The 15,663-nt window shown below is 44.8% G+C and carries 16 protein-coding genes; 6 read left to right on the top strand and 10 right to left on the bottom strand.

The window, feature by feature from the left end; translation table 11 throughout:
• Positions 1-16: 16 nt before the first annotated feature.
• Genes BLS64_RS05120 through BLS64_RS05135 form a run of 4 tightly spaced genes read right to left on the bottom strand, consistent with a single transcriptional unit; the run spans position 17 to position 3,801 of the window.
• Positions 17-676: a YggS family pyridoxal phosphate-dependent enzyme gene (locus BLS64_RS05120; protein WP_093112444.1), complete on the bottom strand. Its 660-nt coding sequence runs from the start codon at positions 674-676 to the stop codon at positions 17-19.
• Positions 677-702: 26 nt separating this feature from the next.
• Entirely contained in the window at positions 703-1,938 is a 1,236-nt protein-coding gene (locus BLS64_RS05125) for a DUF1015 domain-containing protein (protein ID WP_093112445.1), read from the bottom strand.
• Between the two features lie 3 nt (positions 1,939-1,941).
• Positions 1,942-2,832 (bottom strand): 3-hydroxyacyl-CoA dehydrogenase family protein, encoded by an 891-nt coding sequence (locus BLS64_RS05130; protein ID WP_093112446.1) that lies wholly within the window; start codon positions 2,830-2,832, stop codon positions 1,942-1,944.
• A gap of 6 nt (positions 2,833-2,838) precedes the next feature.
• Positions 2,839-3,801, bottom strand: a complete 963-nt coding sequence (locus tag BLS64_RS05135; RefSeq protein ID WP_093112447.1) for a Gfo/Idh/MocA family oxidoreductase — start codon at positions 3,799-3,801, stop codon at positions 2,839-2,841.
• Between the two features lie 137 nt (positions 3,802-3,938).
• On the opposite strand from BLS64_RS05135, the gene BLS64_RS05140 reads away from it, so the two are divergent.
• Positions 3,939-4,583 (top strand): protein-L-isoaspartate(D-aspartate) O-methyltransferase, encoded by a 645-nt coding sequence (locus tag BLS64_RS05140; RefSeq protein ID WP_093112448.1) that lies wholly within the window; start codon positions 3,939-3,941, stop codon positions 4,581-4,583.
• A gap of 2 nt (positions 4,584-4,585) precedes the next feature.
• On the opposite strand, the gene smpB is transcribed toward BLS64_RS05140, so the two are convergent.
• On the bottom strand, positions 4,586-5,047 hold the full coding sequence (smpB, locus tag BLS64_RS05145) for an SsrA-binding protein SmpB (protein ID WP_093112933.1): 462 nt from the start codon (positions 5,045-5,047) through the stop codon (positions 4,586-4,588).
• A gap of 109 nt (positions 5,048-5,156) precedes the next feature.
• Between smpB and BLS64_RS05150 the strand changes: the two genes are divergently transcribed.
• Complete coding sequence (locus tag BLS64_RS05150; protein WP_093112449.1) at positions 5,157-5,897, top strand: DUF6503 family protein; 741 nt, start codon at positions 5,157-5,159, stop codon at positions 5,895-5,897.
• Position 5,898: 1 nt separating this feature from the next.
• On the opposite strand, the gene BLS64_RS05155 is transcribed toward BLS64_RS05150, so the two are convergent.
• Positions 5,899-6,408, bottom strand: a complete 510-nt coding sequence (locus tag BLS64_RS05155; RefSeq protein ID WP_093112450.1) for a phosphoglycerate mutase family protein — start codon at positions 6,406-6,408, stop codon at positions 5,899-5,901.
• Between the two features lie 5 nt (positions 6,409-6,413).
• Positions 6,414-7,514, bottom strand: a complete 1,101-nt coding sequence (locus BLS64_RS05160; protein WP_245693375.1) for an esterase-like activity of phytase family protein — start codon at positions 7,512-7,514, stop codon at positions 6,414-6,416.
• Positions 7,515-7,617: 103 nt separating this feature from the next.
• Between BLS64_RS05160 and BLS64_RS05165 the strand changes: the two genes are divergently transcribed.
• A complete protein-coding gene (locus tag BLS64_RS05165; protein ID WP_093112451.1) occupies positions 7,618-7,803 on the top strand; it encodes a CsbD family protein in 186 nt (61 codons plus the stop codon).
• Positions 7,804-7,864: 61 nt separating this feature from the next.
• Here BLS64_RS05165 and clpB read toward each other — a convergent pair whose 3' ends face one another.
• Positions 7,865-10,462 carry an ATP-dependent chaperone ClpB gene (gene clpB / locus BLS64_RS05170; protein WP_093112452.1) on the bottom strand — a complete coding sequence of 866 codons (2,598 nt, stop codon included), beginning with the start codon at positions 10,460-10,462 and terminating at the stop codon, positions 7,865-7,867.
• 220 nt (positions 10,463-10,682) lie between these two features.
• Here clpB and ytxJ point away from each other — a divergent pair, with 220 nt between their 5' ends.
• Together ytxJ and BLS64_RS15175 are read left to right on the top strand one after the other, a co-directional pair.
• Complete coding sequence (ytxJ, locus tag BLS64_RS05175; RefSeq protein ID WP_093112453.1) at positions 10,683-11,078, top strand: bacillithiol system redox-active protein YtxJ; 396 nt, start codon at positions 10,683-10,685, stop codon at positions 11,076-11,078.
• Positions 11,079-11,204: 126 nt separating this feature from the next.
• Positions 11,205-11,375 (top strand): hypothetical protein, encoded by a 171-nt coding sequence (locus tag BLS64_RS15175; RefSeq protein WP_176763432.1) that lies wholly within the window; start codon positions 11,205-11,207, stop codon positions 11,373-11,375.
• Positions 11,376-11,445: 70 nt separating this feature from the next.
• On the opposite strand, the gene fahA is transcribed toward BLS64_RS15175, so the two are convergent.
• Positions 11,446-12,735, bottom strand: coding sequence for a fumarylacetoacetase (gene fahA, locus BLS64_RS05180; protein WP_093112454.1), 1,290 nt, complete (start codon positions 12,733-12,735; stop codon positions 11,446-11,448).
• 110 nt (positions 12,736-12,845) lie between these two features.
• Between fahA and glyA the strand changes: the two genes are divergently transcribed.
• Positions 12,846-14,120, top strand: a complete 1,275-nt coding sequence (gene glyA / locus BLS64_RS05185) for a serine hydroxymethyltransferase (RefSeq protein WP_093112455.1) — start codon at positions 12,846-12,848, stop codon at positions 14,118-14,120.
• A gap of 57 nt (positions 14,121-14,177) precedes the next feature.
• On the opposite strand, the gene BLS64_RS05190 is transcribed toward glyA, so the two are convergent.
• Positions 14,178-15,626 carry a choice-of-anchor Q domain-containing protein gene (locus tag BLS64_RS05190; RefSeq protein WP_245693376.1) on the bottom strand — a complete coding sequence of 483 codons (1,449 nt, stop codon included), beginning with the start codon at positions 15,624-15,626 and terminating at the stop codon, positions 14,178-14,180.
• Positions 15,627-15,663: the final 37 nt, after the last annotated feature.

Here is a 15,663-nt window from a genome sequence, read left to right on the forward strand (position 1 = left end):
AGTTGTCTTTAAATAATTAGTTATAATTACGTTCTCCAAAAATGGCACTTCCCACTCTTATCATATTGCTTCCGCAGTCAAGGGCGAGCTGATAATCACCGCTCATTCCCATGGACAAAATATGTAGAGAGGGGAAATCCTTTTTCAAATCTTCAAAGGTAGTCTTTAAAAAACGAAATTCCTTTCTGATTTTTTCTTGATTTTCTGTTAAAGTTGCCATTCCCATCAATCCAACCACCTTGACATGAGCCATTTGCTGCAATGTCTCTGAAGAAAGGATCTCTTTTGCTTTATCAACACTTATTCCAAATTTACTTTCTTCTTCGGCTATTTTTATCTGGAGCAAACACTCAATGCTCCGGTCGTTCTTTTTGGCTTCTTTTTCGATCTCCTTTAAAAGTTTCAGGCTGTCTACCGCATGAATGAGGCTCACGTAAGGAGCCATATATTTCACCTTGTTACGCTGAACATGACCTATCATGTGCCATTGGATATCTTTGGGTAGTTCTTCCCACTTTTCGGTCATTTCCTGGATCTTGTTCTCCCCAAAAACTCTATGCCCGGCTTCATATGCCTCTAAAATATCTTCTTTGGGCTTGGTTTTGGAAACAGCCACCAGCGTGGTATCTTCAGGAATTTCAGCCTTGAACTTTTTAATGTTTTCTGAAATGCTCATTTTCTGTCCTTTTCCTTCGGAAGGTTCTAAAATTCATAAATAGTGAGTCCGCTTCTTAATTTTGGCTCTATGTATGTGCTTTTCGGAGGCATGGTAAGGCCGGCATCGGCAATTTGTTTTACCTCTTCAATGGTAAGCGGAAGCATTCCGAAGCCTACTGCAAAATGCTCTTCGTCTACCGCTTTTTTAACCTCGAAAGATTCCTGCCTCCCCGGAAGATACGAAATCCTGAGATCATTCCTGGGATCTTCAATGCCCAGAAGCGGCTTCAGCACCTTTACGAAAAGAATGTACGGGTCCAGCGCGCTAAGCGGGTCTGTGAACTCATACATGGTCTTGCGAAGGTAGAGCGAATAGAACTCCCCGTCCAGGTACATCGAAAAATGATGTTTTTTAGAGGGTTTGTACAGCTCACTGCCGCGGTTCTCGATCCTGAACCACTCATCAAGCTGCATGAGAAATTCCTTTTTGCTCATGCCGTTTAGGTCGGTGATCAGCCTGTTGAACTCATAGAGCCTCAGATTGCTTTCGGCAATAAGGTAGCTCATGAAGTAGTTATATGGTTCTTCCCCCGTATGCTTCGGATTGTTCTCGCGGCTTTCTGCAGCCAGCAGCGAAGAGGAAGCCGATCTGTGATGCCCATCGGCAATGTAGACGCAGTCCATTTTTTCAAATTCTTCCCTTATTTGTTCTGTAAGTTTTGGATCGTTCACCACCCACAGGTAATGGGTGTCACGATTAAGAGATGAAAATTCGTATTCAGGCCTTTGCGACCGCACTTCATCGGTTATCTTGTTAATTACTTCACTGTCAGGATAAGTGAGCAGCACAGGTTCTGTATTAAAGCCTACCGTCTGCAAATAATCCTTAAAGAGATTTTCCCTCTGAGAAATAGTGTCTTCGTGACGTTTGATGACATTTTTGTCGTAGTCGTCTACACTGGTAGCGGCGATGATTCCGCAGTAAATCTGATCCCGGGAGATTGTTTTGTAAATGTAGTAGGAAGGCAGTTCATCCTGAATGAAAATGCCTTCTTCCCTAAATTCGAGGTAGCGGTTCTTTACCAGCTGAAATCGCTTGGTGCCCGAAATTTCCTTCTGAAATTTATAACCCGGATTGATGATATGCAGAAAGGAGAAGGGGTTGTGTTCCAGCTGAAATTTGAGTTCTTCTACCGAATAATCCTGGTAGGAACGGGAGGCAACAAGGCCCACCTTGTCACGGGAAGGCCTTACCGCCCTGAATGGAATTATCTTTGCCAAAATCTATGAAGAGAATTGACCGGAGACCTTTTCGGCCTTTTTGCTTTCTGAATAGTCATAAAATCCTTCTCCCGATTTTACCCCTAGTTTTCCTGCCTGCACCATGTTGACCAATAGCGGACAAGGCGCGTATTTTGGATTTTTGAAACCGCTGTACATCACTTCTAAGATTGAGAGGCACACGTCCAACCCGATAAAATCGGCTAATTGTAATGGCCCCATAGGGTGTGCCATTCCTAGTTTCATCACAGTGTCGATCTCCTGTACGCCGGCTACGCCGTTGTACAATGTTTCGATAGATTCGTTGATCATGGGCATAAGAATGCGGTTGGCCACGAATCCAGGATAATCGTTTACTTCAACAGGCTCCTTCTGTAATTTCTTTGACAGGTTCATGATAGACCTGGTCACTTTGTCGCTGGTGTTGTACCCTCGAATGATCTCTACCAGTTTCATTACCGGCACCGGGTTCATAAAATGCATCCCGATCACTCTCTCAGGGTTGGAAACCACAGAAGCGATCTTGGTGATCGAAATAGAGGAGGTGTTAGAGGCCAAAATGGTGTTCGCAGCACAAAGTTCGTCCAACTGTTCAAAAATGGAAAGTTTAAGCTCCACATTTTCTGTGGCGGCTTCCACCACCAGGTCAACACCTTTCACACCTTCAGAGATCTTGGTGAAAGTGCTGATGTTGTTGAGGGTATTAAGTTTGTCTTCTTCGGTTATCTTCTCCTTGGAAACCATTCTGTCCAGGTTTTTAGAAATGGTGTTCATCCCTTTTTCGAGAGAAGATTCAGAAATATCTATGAGTTTTGTTTTGTATCCGAATTGGGCAAAAGTGTGGGCAATTCCGTTACCCATGGTACCTGCACCAATAACTGCAATGTTCTTCATTTTGGTTTAGTTAAAAGAGTTGATTATTTGTTTGGCTACACGCAGGGCCTGTGTACCTTGCTCCAGGCTCACGACCGGTGTAGTATCATGTTCTATCGCGCTGGCGAAGGACTCGAGCTCGTCAAGAATGGCGTTGTTGAGGCTCACCTGCGGGTTGTCAAAATAGATCTGTTTTTTTACGCCCTCTGCATTCTGAAGGATCATGTCAAAATCTCCCGGCTGCTCAGGTGCGTCTTTCATCTTTACTACCTCGCATTTCTTTTCGAGAAAATCTACCGAGATGTAGGCATCCCGCTGAAAAAAGCGGGCTTTTCTCATGTTCTTCAGTGATATCCTGCTGGCGGTGAGATTGGCCACACAACCATTCTCGAATTCGATGCGGGCGTTGGCGATATCTGGCGTTTCGCTGATCACCGAAACTCCGCTGGCGGTCACACTCTTCACTTCAGATTTAACCACACTCAAGATGGCATCAATGTCATGGATCATGAGATCCAGAACCACAGGAACATCTGTCCCCCGCGGATTAAATTCCGCTAAACGGTGGGCTTCGATGAACATGGGGTTGTCAATTTTTGGAGCCACGGCCATGAAGGCAGGGTTAAACCGCTCCACATGACCAACCTGTCCTTTTACGCCGTATTCCTTAGCGAGAGCCACGAGATTTTCAGCTTCATCAACAGTATTGGTAATGGGTTTTTCTATGAAAAGATGTTTCCCGGCCGTGATCGCTTTTTTTCCGGTCTCAAAATGCGACAGGGTAGGAGTGACCACGTCTACAACATCTACCGCGGCGATTAGGTCATCAAGATTGTGGAAATAGGTGTATCCAAATTCGTCTTCGATCTTTCGGCCGTTGGTTTCATCCACGTCGTAGAACCCTACCAGTTCGAATTTCTTTGATTCCTGCAACAGGCGAAGATGGATCTTCCCCAAATGTCCTGCGCCTAACACGCCAGCTTTGAGCATACTTTTCACGTTTTGAACAAAAATAATATTTCTTGACCTAAAGCCAATGCCAATTTAGGGCTAATAAACGCAGAGCTGCTTTTTTTCTTTATCAAAACTGAATCTTTATGTAATTTTGGGCCTCATATTCTGGAGGCGTGCGAAAAGATACTATTAAACATCAGGGAAAGAGGCAGCAACTGGCAGCACTGGTTGCCGAAAAAGGAATTCGGGACGAGAAAGTCTTGGATGCCATAAAGGCCATTCCCCGGCATCTTTTCATGGACAGCAGCTTTGAGGATCATGCTTACCAGGACAAGGCTTTTCCAATTGCTGCCGACCAAACCATCTCACAACCCTATACCGTTGCATTCCAGACCGAAGTGCTGCAGGTCTCAAAAGGTGATATGGTTCTTGAAATAGGGACGGGAAGCGGTTATCAAACCGCTGTGCTGTGTGAGCTGGGAGCCAAGGTGTACAGCATCGAGCGGCAGCTGGAGCTCTTTAAAAAAACAAAGCTTTTCCTTTCAAAATTGGGTTACAGAGCACGTTACCTGGGTTTTGGTGACGGCTACAAAGGCCTTCCCGATTATGCTCCTTTTGACCGCATCATAGTCACTGCCGGCGCGCCCTTTATTCCAAAGCCATTGCTGAGCCAGTTAAAGGTTGGTGGCAGAATGGTTATTCCCGTTGGAAAAGATTCGCAGGTGATGACCTTGATAGAAAGAAAATCCAAAACAGAATTCCAGAAGACCGAGTTCGGGGAATTCAGGTTCGTGCCTCTTCTGGAAGACAAGAATTAGATCTATCTGTACTCTTTCTGAATACGGTCAAGGCGTCGTTTATTCTCCCTGTCCTTTAGCGTTTCACGCTTATCGTAAAGTTTTTTACCTCTGGCCAGAGCTATCTGCATCTTTGCAAGTCCGCGATCGTTAATGAAAAGCTTTAAGGGTACAATAGTTAACCCGGAATTCTTCACCTCCTTTTCCAGTTTTCTCAGTTCCCTCCGGTTGAGCAGCAGTTTGCGCGCGTGTTTAGGATCATGATTGAAGTAGGTGGCATGAGAATACTCCTGCACGGTCATGTTGATGACGAACAACTCGTTGTTTGAAAATTCGCAAAAACTTTCGGCGATGGAAGCTTTGCCTTCCCTGATGGATTTGATCTCGGTTCCTGCCAGTTTGATCCCCGCAACATAAGTGTCCAGGATCTCGTATTCGAACTTCGCCTTCCGGTTTTTGATATTGATGTTGTTCTTATTCTTCATATCAACAAAAGTAAAAAGCTTTCGGTAAACTACGAGGGTTTTAAGTAATTCTTCGGAATTTTCCGAAGTATAGGAATTATGTATTTTTACGCCGTTGAAAATAGATACCATGAAAAAATTTGCCTTACTACTTTTGCTGATCATCTTTTCTTCCTGTAACAATGAAGAGAAAGAGCTTACTGCCGATGCCATTATTGATAAAACCATTGAAAAAGCGGGAGGAGAACGCTATAAAAATGCGCATGTGGAATTTACCTTTAGAAACAGATCCTACACCAGTGACCGAAATGGCGGACTTTATGAATTTACCCGCAGTTTCAAGGATTCTTTGGGAGAGGTGAAAGATGTGCTCAATAATGAGGGACTAAAAAGGTACCGGGAAGGAGAGGAGGTGAAGATTTCTGATTCGCTTGCGACCCTGTATGCAAATAGTGTTAATTCTGTTCACTATTTCGTGCAGCTGCCATACGGTTTACATGACGCGGCAGTTCAAAAAGAACTGGTAGGGCAGGACACTATCTCGGGAAAACCCTATTACGAGATCAGAGTGACCTTTGCACAGGAAGGCGGAGGGGCCGACCATGAGGATGTATACATGTACTGGGTCAATAAAGAAGAATTCACTATAGATTATTTTGCTTACCGTTTCTATGTTAACGATGGCGGGATCCGTTTCAGGGTAGCCAAAGATCCAAGGAAAATAGAAGGGATCCGGTTTGTAAATTATGACAATTACAAAACCGACGATCTTTCCACACCTCTTGAGGATCTGGACGACCTTTATGAAGAAGGGAAACTCATGAAAATTTCAGAGATCAATAATGAGATCCTGAACGTGGAGGTGAAGTGATCTAGTTGATATAAAGTACTTCGCTGGCTTTTGCACCGTTCGGGAAAACGTGAACTATAAAAAGGCTGCCGCTTTCGGCTTCATCAATGTCCTTGTATCTGTTTTCCTCCAGGATGAGATTCACGAAATGCGGATTGGTGTTGCTGTGGCCTACCACCAGCACTTTTTTGCCCTTTGATCTTTTCTGAAATTCCGCGTCATTCAACTTTCGAGGGTCATAAATATCCACTTCTTTTTCCTTCGACTCTGCGATGATCTTGGCGGTAGTGCGAGTACGGTTAAAATCGGAAGAATAGATGAGGTCAAATTCCACTTCTTTGAACACTTCTGCCCATTTCTTTGCCCTTTCAAGACCGATTTCGGTTAGTTTTGGATCCTTGTCCTGAGGGTCGCTGGTGTCTTTTTCTGCATGACGAATAAAGTAGTAAGTGGTCATAGCTTCCTGGGTAGTTTCTCCTGAGGGTGTTCCCAAAGAAAATAGTGAAAAAACAAGGATCAGAAAAGTGGTCATATCGTTTATTTTTTAGGTTTGAATTCCATGAGGATCACCTGGTTGAGCTGTTCTCCAAGGGTATTGAAATTATTGTCTGAAATTAGAATAATGCTCCTGTTGCCGTTTGGCAGCTCAGGGCCAAAAGTGATGCCTTCAATGTTGTCAATGATCTCTTCGGAAAGATGCTTTTTCACCCACTTGAAATCAAAGACGAGTTTCTTTTTCGCCGGGTTATAAAAGGTCACTCCAAGATTATTCCGGTCAAGCGTATTAGTGCCCAGGCTGGCGTCCACATCAAAGATACGCACGGTATTTCCTTTGCTGCCATGGCCGCTGGCGTAACCGCGTTCCAGGATAAGGAACTTATTGGGAGCGTACTCCAGCAGATCGGTCACCCCGTTCACCGCGAAATAAAGCCAGGGGATCTTGGCTATAGGTTCAAGCCTGTAGGGAAATTGTCGAGTAGGTTTTCCTGTTTTGTTGTCAAAATAGGTGATCCTTACAGGAGATTCTGTCTTGATAAGTTTAGGTTTTGGCCCGTCCGTCTTTAGCGGCAGCTCCATGGCCATCCACACCCCCTTTCCGTCATAGGATGGGGCAAGGCCTTCAAAAGTGCCATTGCCGCGAGGTTTTTTGCTGCTTTTGGCTTTAAAATTATCCGGAATTTCAAAAGCCTCTTTAAAATTTCCTTCTGGAGTGGTTCTGAAGATCATGGGATCTTTTTGATTCTTTATAGAACCTTCGCTGCTCAGGATGAATTCCTGCTTTTCGGCGTCAAAAACTATCCCTTCCAGGTCAAGGTGCTCGTTTTTCAAAGCTTCAGCATCAGTATTGATTCGGGTTACCCCGGAAAAAGAAATGGAATCGATCTGTTCTCCTGAAATATGGATCTGGGCAGTGTAAAATCTTGGATTTCCAGGCTGGTCACTTACCAGGAAATAATTGCCGTCATGATAATCAATTCCGGAAAGTCCTCCTACAAGGGTTTTTCCGGCAGTATGATCGGCAGGGATCACGTGATCATCCAGATACCTGAGCTGGAGATTATCTGTAGCACCAATTTTTGAACTCTTACAACTTACTAGGGAACAGGCCATAAGGGCCAGGAAAATCATCTTTTTCATGCAGGTAAAAATAACAAATTCTTAAGACCAAAATGGGACATTTTTAGCAGCTATTGAAATAAAAATGAAGTAATTTTCTTTTTTAACCATAAAACCAAGAGTTATGAATGATGATCAATTAGAAGGAAAATGGAAACAGATCAAAGGCCAGTTCAAACAAAAGTATGGGCAGGTCACAGATGATGATATGACCTACTCTGAAGGCCGTTTTGATGAAATGCTGGGCCGTTTACAGGAAAGGACCGGCAGAGATAAAGAAGAACTCAAAAGAGAGATCGAAAGATGGTAGCTCTCTAAAAATAGAACGGCCGGGAAATTTTCCCGGCCGTTTTTGTTTTGCTCAATTTCTATCAGGCTATCTCTTCCTGGTTTCTAAAGACCAGTTCATCGTCAAAGGCGTCTAGCAGGATGATACTGTCTGTAGCGACATTTCCGCCCAGGATCTCTTTGGAAAGCTTATTAAGTACTTCCCGTTGAATCGTCCTTTTTACCGGCCTTGCTCCATACTGCGGATCAAATCCTTTCTGGGCCAGATTCGCAATAGCTTCTTCCGTCGCGTCTAAAGTGATTCCTTGTTTTGCCAACATCTTTTTCACTCCCTTCAGCTGAAGTCCCACGATCTGACGGATGTTCTTCTGTGTTAGCGGAGTGAACATCACGATATCATCTATCCTGTTGATGAATTCCGGCCTTACACTCTGTTTCAGCAATGCCAGCACTTCCACTTTTGCGCCTTCCATGGCAGTATCCAGGTCTTTTACGGTCTCGAACTTCTCCTGGATGAGGTGTGAACCAATGTTAGAGGTCATGATGATGATGGAGTTCCTGAAATCTGCCAGTCTTCCTTTGTTATCGGTCAACCTCCCTTCATCAAGCACCTGCAGTAAAATATTAAAGGTATCGGGGTGGGCCTTTTCGATCTCATCCAGTAACACTACCGAATAGGGTTTTCTACGCACAGCTTCAGTAAGCTGTCCGCCTTCCTCATAACCGATGTAACCCGGAGGCGCACCTACCAGTCGGCTCACCGCGTGACGCTCCTGGTATTCGCTCATGTCGATCCTGGTCATGGCGCTTTCATCGTCAAACAGGTATTCGGCAAGAGCCTTGGCCAATTCCGTTTTACCAACCCCGGTAGTACCCAGGAACAGGAAGCTACCGATAGGCTTTTTCTGATCCTGTAAGCCGGCACGGCTTCTTCTCACCGCGTCACTTACCGCCTGAATAGCCTCTTCCTGGCCAACCACCCGTTTGTGCAGCTCGTCTTCCAGCTTCAGCAATTTTTCACGTTCGCTCTGCAGCATCTTTTTCACTGGAATTCCGGTCCACTTGGCTACGATCTCAGCAATGTCTTCGTTTGTCACCTCTTCTTTGATAAGAGATTTTCCCTGCTGGTTTTCTTCTAACTGCTTTTGCAGTTCTGCCAACCTTTCTTGCTCTTCCTTGATCTTTCCGTAGCGCAATTCGGCTACACGTCCATAATTACCTTCTCTTTCCGCTTTTTCGGCTTCCAGTTTGTATTCTTCAATGTTTGACTTGGCTGTCTGGATATTGTCTACCACCTCTTTTTCGTTTTTCCATTGAGCATGCAGCTCATTGCGCTCATCCTTAAGGTTCGCGAGATCTGCTCTTAGCGATTTTAGTTTAGCCTCATCTTTTTCACGTTTAATGGCTTCCATTTCTATCTCCAGCTGCATGATCTTTCTGTCAAGCACGTCAAGGTCTTCAGGTTTGGAGTTGATCTCCATCCGCAGTCTTGATGCTGCTTCGTCCATTAGATCGATCGCCTTATCGGGTAGAAAACGGTTAGTGATATAGCGCTGTGAAAGCTCCACAGCGGCAATAATGGCCTCGTCTTTTATACGGACCTTGTGGTGGGTCTCATATTTTTCTTTGATCCCGCGTAAGATGGAAATTGCGCTCTCGGTATCTGGTTCATCTACCATTACCTTTTGAAAACGTCTTTCCAGCGCCTTGTCTTTCTCAAAATATTTCTGGTATTCATCAAGGGTGGTGGCACCAATGGCTCGGAGTTCTCCCCTGGCCAGTGCAGGTTTCAGGATGTTCGCGGCATCCATGGCTCCTTGTCCGCCGCCGGCGCCTACCAGAGTATGGATCTCGTCAATAAAGAGCACGATGCTCCCTTCGCTGGAAGTAACTTCTTTGATCACCGCCTTCAGACGTTCCTCGAATTCTCCTTTGTACTTAGCCCCGGCTATCAAAGCTCCCATATCCAGGGAATAGATCTGCTTGTCTTTCAGGTTTTCGGGCACGTCACCGGCCACGATTCTATGGGCCAGGCCTTCGGCGATAGCAGTTTTACCCACTCCCGGTTCACCCACCAACATAGGATTGTTCTTGGTTCTTCGGGAGAGGATCTGTAAAACTCGTCTAATCTCTTCATCCCTTCCTATCACCGGATCCAGCTTTCCGTCTTCGGCCAGCTTGTTGAGGTGATTGGCGTATTTGTTCAGGGAATTATAGGTTTCTTCGGCGCTTTGAGAGGTCACTTTTTCTCCTTTTCGCAGTTCCTGGATAGCGGCTTTCAGCCCTTTTTCGGTCGCTCCCTGATCTTTCAGGATCTGTCCTGCTTTTCCTGAAGAATTAAAAATGGCTAAAATGATATGTTCTATGGAAACGTATTCATCTCCCATCTTTTTTGCTGCGGAAGAAGCGTCGTTCAGCATACGTGAAGCTTCCCGGGAAAGCATAATATCGCCTCCGCTTACCTTCGGAAAACTCTCCAGGCTCTTGTCAAGTATCTGCTGAAAAAGTCCCACGTTGATGTTGAGCTTTTTCAGCAAAAATGGCGTCACATTCTCATCTACCATCATGATAGCCTTGAAAATATGCTCGTTCTCTATTTGCTGATGTCCCATTTCCTGTGCCAGCTGTTGTGCCTGCTGAATGGCTTCCTGGGACTTTATAGTAAAATTGTTCAAGTTCATAGTCTTAGTGTATTAGGATCTTTTTCTGAAGTTTAGCAATTCATGTACCAGCGGGGAGGGGCAGACAAAACGACCGATTGGCATCAGATTTTTCTGACTTTTTGTCTTATATAAAGTTAGCCATTTTTGAAGTAATGCTGATAGGTATTAGTTAAAAATTAGGAATAGAGAACAATGCTTTCCGCGAGATAAATGGTATTTTTGATGAAAAGAAGAAATCATGGGATTATTTGATAAAGTATTTAAAAGTCAGCGAGATATATCTAAAGATGAGATCAGGGAGGTGCCCTGGCATTCGCTTACTGATTCACAGCAGCTGGATAAAATCGAATCTGAATCAAAAGAGAAATGCGTTACCATCTTCAAACATTCTACCCGTTGCGGGATCAGCCGAATGGTGCTTAACAATTTTGAACGCAACTTTGATCTTCATGAAGAGGATCATAAAATGTATTTTTTGGACCTGCTTGCCAACCGGGAAATCTCCAACCAGGTTGCTGATCGTTTTGACGTGAGACACGAAAGTCCGCAGCTCATTATTCTAAGAGACGGGAAGGTAGTGCACCACGCTTCGCACCAGTCAATAGATGTGGAGGATCTCAAGAAACATCTCTGATTTTTCTGACGGAAATTCTTTATGTTAAACAGCTAAATTCGAGTTAATAAATTGACTTACAGGATTTTGAAGTGATTCTTTGTCTATCTTTAGAAGACAAATTAGTCTAATTTAAAAAACCGAATTATGGAAAAGAGAAGAGAAGAAGAAAAACGGCAACAGCAGAGCGAACAACAAAGAAAGCCACAGCAACAGGCTGCGGGTGATCGTGATAAGCAAAGAAAAGAAGACGCCGAAAGAGAACGCGATATGGAGCGGGAGCGTCATGAGCAGCGACGACATGAAGATCGCCGTTAATATTGAGTTTTAATGATATGAAAAGAGCCACAAGATTGTGGCTCTTTTTTATGGGAATAAAGTTGAAAACTTATTTCTTCTTTGGTTCAAAAACAGGAAGCAACTTGGTGCTTACCTCTCCAAAACCAATTCTGTAATCTCCCTTTTCACAATATCCGCGCATGATCACGGTATCGTTATCTTCAATGAACTTTCTTTCGCTGCCGTCTTTCAATTTGATCGGTTTTTCACCCTTCCAGGCAAGCTCAAGCATAGAACCGTAAGAATCGGGGGTAGGTCCAGAAATGGTTCCCGATCCCATCATGTCTCCGGAGATCACCGGGCAACCGTTTACCGTGTGGTGTGCGAGCTGCTGACTCATGTTCCAGTACATGTATTTGAAATTGGACTGGACGAGTTTGTTTTCCTCTCCGTTCTCAGGCTTGAGGAAAACTTCCAGGTTGATATCAAAACTTTTCTTGCCTTCGTACTGAAGGTAAGGCAATAATTTCTTCTCGGGCTTCGGGCTTTCGGTTCTGAACGGTTCCAGGGCATCAAGGGTAACGATCCATGGAGATATGGAAGAAGCGAAGTTTTTCGCTAAGAACGGGCCTAACGGTACATATTCCCAGGTCTGGATATCGCGGGCACTCCAGTCGTTGAAAAGTACCAGTCCAAAAATGTAATCCTCGGCTTCCTCAATTGGAATAGGCTCTCCCAAATGGTTGGCATCTGTAGTGATGAAAGCCATTTCCAGTTCAAAATCCACTCTTTGCGAAGGCCCAAAAGTTGGTTCGGTCGCGTCCTTTGCTTTTGTTTGTCCCTGTGGCCTGTGAATCGGAATTCCGCTTGGAATGATAGAAGAACTTCTTCCGTGGTAACCCACAGGAATGTGAAGCCAGTTTGGTAATAAGGCATTATCGGGATCCCGGAACATGGTCCCCACATTCGTTGCGTGTTCTTTACTGGAGTAAAAATCGGTATAATCGCCCACCTGTACCGGCATTTGCATCTCGATCTCATCAAGAGTAAAAAGAACCACTTTTCGATGTTCCTCGTTATCTCTTAATGAGGCGTTGTTGGCATCAAAAATATCGGCAATGCGGTTTCTTACCAGGCGCCAGGTCTTCTTTCCGTCAGAAATAAAATCGTTTAGAGTGTCTTGTAAAAATATATCATCGGTCAGCGGGATTCCTTCAAAATATCCTAATTGATGAAGTGCTCCCAGGTCAATGGCAGTATCCCCGATTCGGGTGCCAATGGTGATCACATCATCCCGGGTCAGAAATACGCCGAAGGGAATATTCTGAATAGGAAAATCAGAATTCGCAGGTACTTCCAGCCAGGTTTTTCGGTTAGGATCGTTAGCTGTAATAGACATAATAAATGTTGGTATTTTGTTAAAATCAATTCGAACCAAATATATTATTTTCTATTAAAGAACCGAATGTATTTGCTATTTTTGAGGATTATTTAACGTAAAAAAATCATATGCGACGGGATACAGAATTATTTGATTTAATTGCTGAAGAAAAGGAAAGACAACTTGATGGACTGGAATTGATTGCGAGCGAGAACTTTGTAAGTGATCAGGTGCTGGAGGCAGCGGGTTCGGTCCTTACCAACAAATACGCCGAGGGGTATCCCGGCAAAAGATATTACGGCGGGTGTGAGGTGGTTGATGAAGTGGAAAATCTGGCCATAGAACGCCTGAAGGAGCTTTTTAATGCTGAATACGCTAACGTGCAGCCACATTCAGGCTCACAGGCAAACACTGCTGTTTTCCAGGCCTGCATGAATCCCGGGGATAAATTTCTGGGCTTTGACCTTTCTCATGGAGGGCATCTTACTCATGGTTCACCGGTGAATTTCTCCGGAAAATTATACAATCCGGTTTTCTACGGAGTAGATGAAAAGACCGGCCTTATCGATTATGATGAAGTAGAGCGCATCGCCGAAAAGGAAAAGCCTAAAATGATCATCGCCGGAGCTTCGGCCTATTCACGAGAGATCGATTATAAACGTTTCCGGGAAATAGCCGATAAGGTAGGAGCTATTCTCTTTGCTGATATCGCGCATCCCGCAGGACTTATCGCAAAAGGGCTTCTGAGCGATCCGCTTCCGCACTGTCACGTGGTCTCTTCTACCACTCATAAAACATTACGAGGACCGCGTGGCGGGATCATCATGATGGGGAAAGATTTTGATAACCCATTCGGACAGAAACTGAAGAACGGGAACCTAAAAAAGATGTCCACGCTGCTCAACAGTGCCGTTTTCCCCGGAAACCAGGGAGGACCCTTGGAACACATTATCGCAGCCAAGGCTGTTGCCTTTGGAGAAGCGCTTACAGACGAGTTCCTTCACTACATGGTGCAGGTGAAAAAGAATGCCAAGGCCATGGCTGAGGCTTTTATAGCAAAAGATTATAAAGTGATCTCCGGCGGAACGGACAACCACATGATGCTGATCGATCTTCGCAACAAGAATATTTCAGGGAAAGAAGCTGAGGAAGCTCTGGTAAAAGCCGATATTACCGTAAACAAGAACATGGTGCCATTCGATGACAAATCTCCGTTTGTCACTTCAGGGATCAGGATAGGGACGCCGGCGGTAACTACCCGCGGACTGGTAGAGGAAGATATGGCTACTATTGTTGACCTTATCGACCGGGTGATCACCAACTTTGAAAATGAAGCCGAACTGGAAGCCATAGGCAAAGAAGTTTCAGAAATGATGCACGGAAAACCTCTTTTCAAGTTCTAAACTTCTAAAAAGATCTAAGGGAAAAAGGCGGTCAAAAAGCAATTTTGACCGCTTTTTCTATTTCTTCACCCATTCATAAGCCCCGAGATCAGGATCGGGAAGCCGACTCACGTTAAGAATGTCAAAGGGCACTTCATTGGCGGTAGGAAGGTTTCCGGAGTCAATTGCGGGAGAACCTTCCTGCAGGCGGAAATCATCATTATCCACATTCCAGAAGAACGGATTTTCATTCAGGATGATGGCGCTGTAGTGAGCTTCACTTGTGAAATCGTACAATGGGTCCTCTGTAAATTCTCCTGAAGGATCTTCGAACTTGATGAGGCAATTCCTGAACTCAAAATTAAAAGCAGCGTTCTCGTTGCGGTTGAAAAGCAGTTCCTGTCTCTCATTTCCGAAGATGATGCAGTTGGAAAAAAGGGCTTTTTCCAGGTTTATCGATCGCACGTTGGTCTCGGAAATGATCTCATTTTCAAGGAGCACCGCCGGGAACAGCCGGAAGCCTTCATTCCAGTAATTCAAAAGGGAACTGTGCTTGAACTCATAAGATCCGCCGATAAGGTGTACAGAGGCCTGTCCGCTGCTGTTGATCACCAGGTTCTCTGCTGAAATTCCCGCGCCCACTCCGAGTAAACCATTTACAGCCGAATTATAGATCTGCGTGTTTTTCAGCTGCAGCAGGGGAGCTGTCCTTTGCTGATCTCCTTCCGCGAGTATCCCGACCGTGGAATTACGGATGGTGGCATGATGAAAAGAGTTGTTGATACTGCCTCTTTTTAGCCAGATGGTGCCCCATTGTCCCGGAATGTTCTCAAATTCCTCACTTAAACGATCTCCCTGGAAGATCACCTCGTTAATTGGATTTTCCCGGTTTTCGCTTAAAGATCCCTTCACATTAAGGGTAGCGGCATCGGAAACAAGGATCCCGCTGTTCTCGTGAAAGTAAATCCTCGCACCGGCATTGATCGTAAGGGTCTTTCCTGAAGGCACCACAGCATAGCCATAGATCACATAAGCTTTTTCATTGGTGAAGTTGAGATGTTGCTCCCCAAGCAGAAAGCCTTTTGCCCTTATTTCTTCGCCCTGTTCGTCAACTCCCAGCGGGATGGTTTCGATACCACCTTCTTCATCTTTATCGGGAAAAAGGAAGATCGCGTCCTTAACCAGGGTAACCAGCGGTACTTCCTGCCGATGTCCGGAAGAAATGAATTCTATGGCATCGTTATACAGGAATTCCTTTTGATCTGTCTCCTGCAGGTCTACAGTGGTTTCAATGAAGATGTAAATGCTGTCTTTTGCCATGATCTCCACATTTGAAAATGACTTTCCCGGCAGGCCATCAACATTGAGTCGGTATGCAGAAGATTCGCCCCGGCCCAAAGCTATCTGCGGAATGTGGATATCTTCATTGCTGCGATTATAAACTTTTAAAGTGTGAGTCGAAGAGCTGAGGCCGGTGAAGACGGTATCCAGGTAAACAGTGTCCCTGGAAAATTCCAGATTTCCCATGCTTTCCACCGTTTCGAAATCAGATCTGCAGGAACTC

This window comes from Salinimicrobium catena (genome assembly GCF_900102915.1).
Lineage (GTDB): Bacteria > Bacteroidota > Bacteroidia > Flavobacteriales > Flavobacteriaceae > Salinimicrobium > Salinimicrobium catena.

What these genes read in the sequence shown, in the direction of transcription:
- BLS64_RS05120 (WP_093112444.1), bottom strand. Translation starts at nt 676, where the DNA reads ATGAGCATTTCAGAAAACATTAAAAAGTTCAAGGCTGAAATTCCTGAA.
- BLS64_RS05130 (WP_093112446.1), bottom strand. Translation starts at nt 2,832, where the DNA reads ATGAAGAACATTGCAGTTATTGGTGCAGGTACCATGGGTAACGGAATT.
- BLS64_RS05135 (WP_093112447.1), bottom strand. Translation starts at nt 3,801, where the DNA reads ATGCTCAAAGCTGGCGTGTTAGGCGCAGGACATTTGGGGAAGATCCAT.
- smpB (WP_093112933.1), bottom strand. Translation starts at nt 5,047, where the DNA reads ATGAAGAATAAGAACAACATCAATATCAAAAACCGGAAGGCGAAGTTC.
- BLS64_RS05150 (WP_093112449.1), top strand. Translation starts at nt 5,157, where the DNA reads ATGAAAAAATTTGCCTTACTACTTTTGCTGATCATCTTTTCTTCCTGT.
- BLS64_RS05155 (WP_093112450.1), bottom strand. Translation starts at nt 6,408, where the DNA reads ATGACCACTTTTCTGATCCTTGTTTTTTCACTATTTTCTTTGGGAACA.
- BLS64_RS05160 (WP_245693375.1), bottom strand. Translation starts at nt 7,514, where the DNA reads ATGAAAAAGATGATTTTCCTGGCCCTTATGGCCTGTTCCCTAGTAAGT.
- BLS64_RS05165 (WP_093112451.1), top strand. Translation starts at nt 7,618, where the DNA reads ATGAATGATGATCAATTAGAAGGAAAATGGAAACAGATCAAAGGCCAG.
- clpB (WP_093112452.1), bottom strand. Translation starts at nt 10,462, where the DNA reads ATGAACTTGAACAATTTTACTATAAAGTCCCAGGAAGCCATTCAGCAG.
- ytxJ (WP_093112453.1), top strand. Translation starts at nt 10,683, where the DNA reads ATGGGATTATTTGATAAAGTATTTAAAAGTCAGCGAGATATATCTAAA.
- BLS64_RS15175 (WP_176763432.1), top strand. Translation starts at nt 11,205, where the DNA reads ATGGAAAAGAGAAGAGAAGAAGAAAAACGGCAACAGCAGAGCGAACAA.
- fahA (WP_093112454.1), bottom strand. Translation starts at nt 12,735, where the DNA reads ATGTCTATTACAGCTAACGATCCTAACCGAAAAACCTGGCTGGAAGTA.
- glyA (WP_093112455.1), top strand. Translation starts at nt 12,846, where the DNA reads ATGCGACGGGATACAGAATTATTTGATTTAATTGCTGAAGAAAAGGAA.
- BLS64_RS05190 (WP_245693376.1), bottom strand. Translation starts at nt 15,626, where the DNA reads ATGGGAAATCTGGAATTTTCCAGGGACACTGTTTACCTGGATACCGTC.